The sequence below is a fragment of the Phocaeicola coprophilus DSM 18228 = JCM 13818 genome, from assembly GCF_000157915.1.
Taxonomy (GTDB): Bacteria; Bacteroidota; Bacteroidia; order Bacteroidales; family Bacteroidaceae; genus Phocaeicola; species Phocaeicola coprophilus.
The window spans coordinates 112,369-119,140 of sequence record NZ_EQ973650.1 but is presented as its reverse complement, the minus strand read 5'-3'; the positions used below and the strand labels follow the sequence as shown (position 1 = coordinate 119,140).

At 45.5% G+C, this 6,772-nt stretch carries 5 protein-coding genes; 3 read left to right on the top strand and 2 right to left on the bottom strand.

Annotation, left to right across the window (positions count from 1 at the left end):
• Positions 1 to 88: 88 nt before the first annotated feature.
• The gene (locus BACCOPRO_RS14840; RefSeq protein ID WP_008144943.1) at positions 89 to 1,246 is read right to left on the bottom strand and encodes an acyltransferase; all 1,158 of its coding nucleotides are present in this window, start codon (positions 1,244 to 1,246) and stop codon (positions 89 to 91) included.
• Between the two features lie 85 nt (positions 1,247 to 1,331).
• Positions 1,332 to 2,951: an ABC-F family ATP-binding cassette domain-containing protein gene (locus BACCOPRO_RS14835; RefSeq protein WP_008144941.1), complete on the bottom strand. Its 1,620-nt coding sequence runs from the start codon at positions 2,949 to 2,951 to the stop codon at positions 1,332 to 1,334.
• Positions 2,952 to 3,220: 269 nt separating this feature from the next.
• Between BACCOPRO_RS14835 and BACCOPRO_RS14830 the strand changes: the two genes are divergently transcribed.
• The 3 genes from BACCOPRO_RS14830 to BACCOPRO_RS14820 all read left to right on the top strand — a co-directional run bounded on the left by BACCOPRO_RS14830 (position 3,221) and on the right by BACCOPRO_RS14820 (position 6,633).
• Positions 3,221 to 3,802, top strand: coding sequence for a nucleotide exchange factor GrpE (locus BACCOPRO_RS14830; protein ID WP_008144940.1), 582 nt, complete (start codon positions 3,221 to 3,223; stop codon positions 3,800 to 3,802).
• Positions 3,803 to 3,806: 4 nt separating this feature from the next.
• Positions 3,807 to 4,973: a molecular chaperone DnaJ gene (gene dnaJ / locus BACCOPRO_RS14825; protein ID WP_185114289.1), complete on the top strand. Its 1,167-nt coding sequence runs from the start codon at positions 3,807 to 3,809 to the stop codon at positions 4,971 to 4,973.
• 598 nt (positions 4,974 to 5,571) lie between these two features.
• Complete coding sequence (locus BACCOPRO_RS14820) at positions 5,572 to 6,633, top strand: BF3164 family lipoprotein (protein ID WP_008144933.1); 1,062 nt, start codon at positions 5,572 to 5,574, stop codon at positions 6,631 to 6,633.
• Positions 6,634 to 6,772 lie beyond the last annotated feature (139 nt).

Below are 6,772 nucleotides of genomic sequence, written 5' to 3'. Positions count from 1 at the left end.
GCCCCCTCAAAGTCATTTTTGAGAGGGCTTTATAATAAAAACAGATTACTTACTGCATCAAACTCCGATCTGCGATTTCAGGAGAATGTCACCCCACCAGATATTTTGCATACTTTCCTGTCAGCCTGCGAAGCAAATTGACCAGTCCCCATGAAGCCCCAAAGGCTATCAGGGCAGCAACCGGAATCTGAACCGCTACCGGTATATGACACATACGGGCCAGCAGGACACAGGGGCCGGTGAAAAAGTAATGGATCATATACACCCCGAAACCGCATACCGTCAGATTGGCAAGTGCCTGCCGCAAACGTTCATTCCGCACATTCACCTTCTTGGCTATCAGGAAGCAGGGCACTGTCATCATAACCACATTGGGAGAACAATAATAGAAAAACATCTCAAGCTGTTCTTCGGTATATTCCGGTAATGATGTGATGTGACGGAATCCCAGAAAAGTAATCAGGAAACCTATTACAAAAGAAGGAATTCCCCAGCCAAGGGTCCTGGCCAGACTAAAGTCATGGTGACGGAGATAATGGCCCAGCAAAAGATAACCATTAAAACCGGCAAAGTTATAAAGCATATAAAATTCGTTCCAAGAACAGGATCCCCACAGATAAGGATTCACAAATTCCCGGTAGTAAGGAACAAACAGTGTCACTCCCCAGGCTGCCAGAAACCACAGCTTTGCCTTTTCGGAGGCTTTCTCCACCCACGCAGAGAAGACAGGCATATAAAGATACATTCCGATCAACAGATAAATGTACCACATGTGAACATCCAGCAACGAAAAGTTCAACGGTATATGGGATATATAGTCCATCGATACCGACAGAGACTGACGGGCAGCTTCCTCTCCGGAGTATGGGAAGAAATCCAGAATCAGTTCGGGCCTGCATCCCAGCAGACCGGTGATCCAGGGAAACAGATTATAGATGACTGACCAGATCAGAAACGGCCAGAATACCCGGCTGATACGTTTTCTGTAGAAAGCTCCCGTATCACCTTTGACCGGCAACAGCAAAGCTCCCGTAATCATTACAAAAAGCGGAACACACGGACGAAGAACAGATCCGTAAGCAGCTCCCCAGAACTTGATCTCACTGATATTGGCAGGCGGTTCGCCCGGATAAAAATTGAATGGATCGGTCGAATGACAGCATACAACCGTAAACATAGCCAGCAGGCGGACAACATCCAGCCACACAATTTGCTTCTTAGCAACAGAATTCAAAGTATTCCCCATAGTAGTATAATTTTAGAAAAAAGGAAATTCCGGATCACTCTGCAGATTCAGGCTGTATGCCGACCGGAATTTCCTCTTTTAATTCTTATTTGTCTCCGTACATGCGCGCACGCATTTCCTTGATATGATCTGAGGTAATGTATTCATCATACTCCATCATCTTGTCAATGATACCGTTCGGAGTCAGTTCGATGATACGGTTTGCCACAGTTTCAATGAACTCATGGTCATGCGAAGCAAAAAGCACATTTCCCTTGTACGTCTTCAGGTTATTATTGAACGCCTGAATAGATTCCAGGTCCAGATGGTTGGTCGGTGTATCCAGAATCAGACAGTTGGCGTTACGCAACTGCATGCGGGCAATCATACAACGCATCTTTTCACCTCCCGACAACACGCTTACTTTCTTCATCACCTCTTCACCGGAGAACAGCATACGGCCGAGGAAGCCCTTCATCTCGACTTCATTGCCCTGACCATACTGGCTCAGCCAGTCTACCAGATTCAAGTCACAGTTGAAATAATCCGTATTGTCCAGCGGCAGATAAGCTGTAGTAATCGTCACACCCCAGTTGTAATGTCCTGCCTGTGCCTTGCGATGACCGTTGATGATTTCAAACAAAGCTGTCATGGCACGCGGGTCACGGCTCAGGAACACGATCTTGTCTCCCTTTTCAACGTTGAAGTTCACATCGTTGAAGAGCACTGTTCCTTCTTCTGTTTCGGCACGCAGTCCCGATACTTCCAGAATCTGGTTACCCGGTTCACGGTCCATGGTGAAGATGATACCCGGATATTTGCGTGAAGAAGGTTTGATTTCGTCCACATTCAGTTTTTCCAGCATCTTCTTGCGGCTGGTAGTCTGCTTGGACTTAGCCACATTGGCTGAGAAACGGCGGATAAACTCTTCCAGTTCCTTCCGTTTTTCTTCAGCCTTGGCCTTCTGGTTCTGCTGCTGACGCAAAGCAAGCTGACTGGATTCATACCAGAAGCTATAGTTACCGGCAAAGAGGTTCACCTTACCAAAGTCAATATCTACGGTATGGGTACAAACCGAGTCGAGGAAGTGACGGTCGTGACTTACCACCAGCACGGTATGTTCAAAATTAGAAAGGTATTCCTCAAGCCAGGTCACAGTATCCATATCCAGGTCATTGGTCGGCTCGTCAAGCAACAGATTGTCCGGATTTCCAAACAAGGCCTGTGCCAGCATCACACGCACCTTTTCCTTACCGCTGAGGTCTCCCATCAGCATGCCGTGCTTGTCTTCCTTGATGCCCAGTCCGCTCAGCAGAATGGCTGCATCGCTTTCGGCATTCCAGCCTTCCAGCTCAGCAAATTTCTCTTCCAGCTCTGCAGCTTTGATACCGTCTTCATCCGTAAAATCTTCCTTCGCATAAAGCGCATCACGCTGTTTCATGATATCCCAGAGAACCGTGTGTCCCATCAGCACGGTGTCAAGCACCGTATGGGCATCAAACTTAAAGTGGTCCTGACTCAACACGGACAAACGCTCGCCCGGTCCCAGGGTTACGCTTCCCTTGGTAGGATCCAGTTCACCTGAAATAACTTTCAGAAACGTAGACTTACCGGCACCATTGGCACCGATCACTCCATAAATATTTCCGTTGGTGAACTTCATGTTCACATCGTTGTACAACACTCTTTTACCAAACTGAACGGCTACATTCGAAACTGTAATCATTATCTATATACCTTATATTAATATTATCTCTGATTAACAACGTCTGCAAAGATAATACAAAAAAACGAGATACACCTCAAAAGCCGGCATTCATGCCTGGAAAAGAAGCCTGAACACAGGCTGACAAGACGACAAAGCATGAAAAAATAATGTCAGTGTGACAAATATTTCGTATTTTTGCAGCCGTTTTCCATATTAACTCCTATCAGGCACGAAATTTGTAGGAGAAAGAATAAACATTTATCAGCTAATAAAAACATAATTAAGATATGAGTACACAAGAAAACCATAACGTGGAAGAAGAAATGGCAAAACAGGAAGAAACTGTGACCGAAAACGCGGAACAGCAAGCTGCTGCAGAAGCTGCAGAAGAACAGCAGGAGGTTGCAGATCCGGTGATGCAGGAACTGAAAGCTGCCAAAGCAACCATTGAAGAACAGAAAGACAAGTATCTTCGTCTGTCTGCTGAATTTGACAACTACCGTAAACGTACCTTGAAAGAAAAGGCTGAACTGATCAAGAACGGTGGTGAAAAGGCCATCAGTGCCATCCTGCCTATTTTGGACGATCTGGAAAGAGCTTTGCAGAACATGCAAAAGGCTGACGACGTAAAAGCTATGTATGAAGGCATCGATCTGATCTATCAGAAATTCCTGAAAGGACTCTCACAGGAAGGTCTGCAAAAGATGGAACCCGTAGGTGAAGCTTTCGATACGGACTATCACGAAGCCGTTGCCCTGGTACCCGCTCCGAGCGAAGACCAGAAAGGAAAGGTACTTGATTGTGTACAGACCGGTTACAAACTGAATGACAAAGTGATCCGTCACGCAAAAGTAGTAGTAGCACAATAAGAAGATCATGGCAAAGAGAGATTACTACGAAGTGCTTGGGGTAGAAAAGTCTGCCTCAGCCGATGAGATCAAGAAAGCATACCGAAAGAAAGCCATCCAATATCACCCGGACAAGAATCCGGGCGATAAGGAAGCGGAAGAGAAGTTCAAGGAAGCAGCCGAAGCTTATGAAGTGCTGAGCAATCCGGACAAGCGTGCCCGTTACGATCAGTTCGGACATGCGGGAGTGGACGGAGCAGCCGGAGCCGGAGGATTCGGAGGACAGGGCATGTCTATGGACGATATCTTCTCCATGTTCGGCGACATCTTCGGAGGCCACAGCGGATTCGGAGGCTTTGGAGGCGGCGGTGGCCAGCCCCGTCAGCGCAAGTTCCGCGGCTCCGACCTGCGGGTAAAGGTAAAACTGAACCTGAAGGAAATCTCTACCGGTGTAGAAAAGAAATTCAAACTCAAGAAATACGTGCAGTGCAGTCACTGCCACGGAACAGGAGCTGAAGGCGACGGAGGCGTAGAAACCTGTCCGACCTGTCACGGTACGGGAAGCGTAACCCGCACCCAGCAAAGTATCTTCGGCATGATGCAGACTCAGACCGTATGTCCCCAGTGTGGCGGCGAAGGTAAAATCATCAAGAACAAATGTTCTGCCTGCGGCGGCGAAGGTATCGTATATGGTGAAGAAGTCGTAACGGTAAAGATTCCGGCAGGTGTGGCTGAAGGCATGCAGGTGACTATCAACGGCAAGGGTAATGCCGGTAAGCACAACGGTGTGGCAGGCGATCTGCTGGTACTCATCGAAGAGGAAAAGCATCCGGAACTGGTGCGCGACGAGAGCGACCTGATCTACAACCTGCTGCTGAGCGTTCCGACCGCAGCCCTTGGAGGAACAGTGGAAATCCCGACCATCGACGGAAAAGCGAAAATCAAGATCGAACCGGGTACACAGCCGGGCAAAGTGCTTCGTCTGCGCGGCAAAGGACTTCCTTCCATCAACAGCTACGGCTATACAACCGGAACGGGCGACTTGCTGGTTCATATCAGCATTTACATTCCCGAAACTCTGACCAAAGAAGAAAGACAGGCTTTGGAAAAATGGCAGGAATCTGAAAGTTTCAAGCCTAACATGAGCCTGAAAGAAAAAATATTCAAGAAGTTCAGAAGTCTGTTCGACTAAACAGGCTTTCCGGACTGTTGCGGCTGAAGATAATTCCGTATGCCTCTGGCACGGCAATAATCTTCAGCCGTTTTTGTATATATAGCCTCCGGAAACGACCGCACGATTCAGCCAAACGACCGCACAATTCGGCCCAAACGACCGCACGATCAGGCCGCAACGACCGCACAATTCGGCCCAAACGACCGCACGATCAGGCCGCAACGACCGCACGATTCAGCCTGATCGAACGTATAATGCAAGAGACGTGATTAATACATCTTATCGAAAAAGAAAAGACATTACACACAAGAAGCCTGTTTTCGTCATGCATTACTCCAATTACTAAGTCCCCAAAGATAAGCACCTATATTTCAATTAGTTATCACCAAAACAAAAAAAACATAACAGAATTAGTTTAAATCCCGAGCTTTTATTATTTTTGTCATATATTTAAATTCATTTTTATTATTTAATGAGGTCATAATATAGCCTTTAAGTCAGACATAAACATATATGCATCATTACTAAATACACTGATTCCATAGTTTTAAAACAAAACGGATTTAGTTGTAAACTTTCAACAGCTTTCTAACTATTAACCTTTAAATATACATTTATGAAAAAAATCTTATTTATCAGCACATTATTATTTCTGATCGGATGCCAGAATGTATCTGAGCAACATCCGATAAGGAATGTAGACCTAAAAGGAGAAGTCGTACTTTCTGACAGCATGCTGGGAATTTCAAGCCCCGTCTACATTCAAGTTGTAGATACAATGTGGGTAACGGTCAATCTTCAGGGAGATACGCTGGTTGATGTATGGGGAGCTTCATCCAGAAAACGGTTGAATTCGTTTATCGCGAAAGGAGATGGTCCTCTGGAGTTCAGAAGAATTGATTCATTCAGAGCCGATGAGAAAACACAATCCCTCTATATGTATGACATCTATAAAAGGCGTTTGTTTAAAGTTGCATATTCGGATCTGCTGCAACCGAAACCAGCCGTACAGGAAGTCTTTTCCTGGAATCTGGAAGACAATACCCCCTTCTCTCTGATGGGAACAGTTCGAGCCGACAATTATTTTATTGCTACCAATATAACTGATACGGCATCATATGTAGTAAAAGAGCCAGACGGAAACATAAAAGCCATTGGAAAGTTCCCAGATAAAAATCATGTGGATCCAGCCATGACGAATATGTGCAATGCCACTTTATATGATCTGACAATGACTGTAGCTCCAGATAATCAGAAAATAGCTGTCAGCTGCCATTTGGCGGACATGCTGCAAATTATCAAAGTAGACAAAGGACGTTTTCCCATCCAGACGGAAATCAATGCCTATCCGAATGATATATACCTGATGCCTACAGGAGATGGCGAAATGCAAGGTCTGGTCACCGCCAAGACAAAACGCTATTATATCGGCATAGCAGCCACTGATGACTACATTTATGCCATCTGGCATGGTGATGTCCTGCCTGAAGGAAACAAAGGCTATTTGAACAGTTCTCTTGTCCGTGTGTTTAATTGGGAAGGTAAAGAATGTTACCAGCTCCATCTGGACAGAAGCATTTTCTACTTAACTGTAACTCCGGACAATAAAACGCTTATGGCTCTTACCGACAAAGGCGAAGGTATATCTGTACTCAAGTATGAAATGGATTTACCTTAATCTTATTATTTTTATCTCCTTAGGTCTTATAACCTCATGTGGAAATAAAAAAACATCATGGTATAATTATGCAACGAATGAAGTAAAGGTACATCTAAATCATAAATTTGCCTTTCCAGACAGTACCTTTACTCCATTC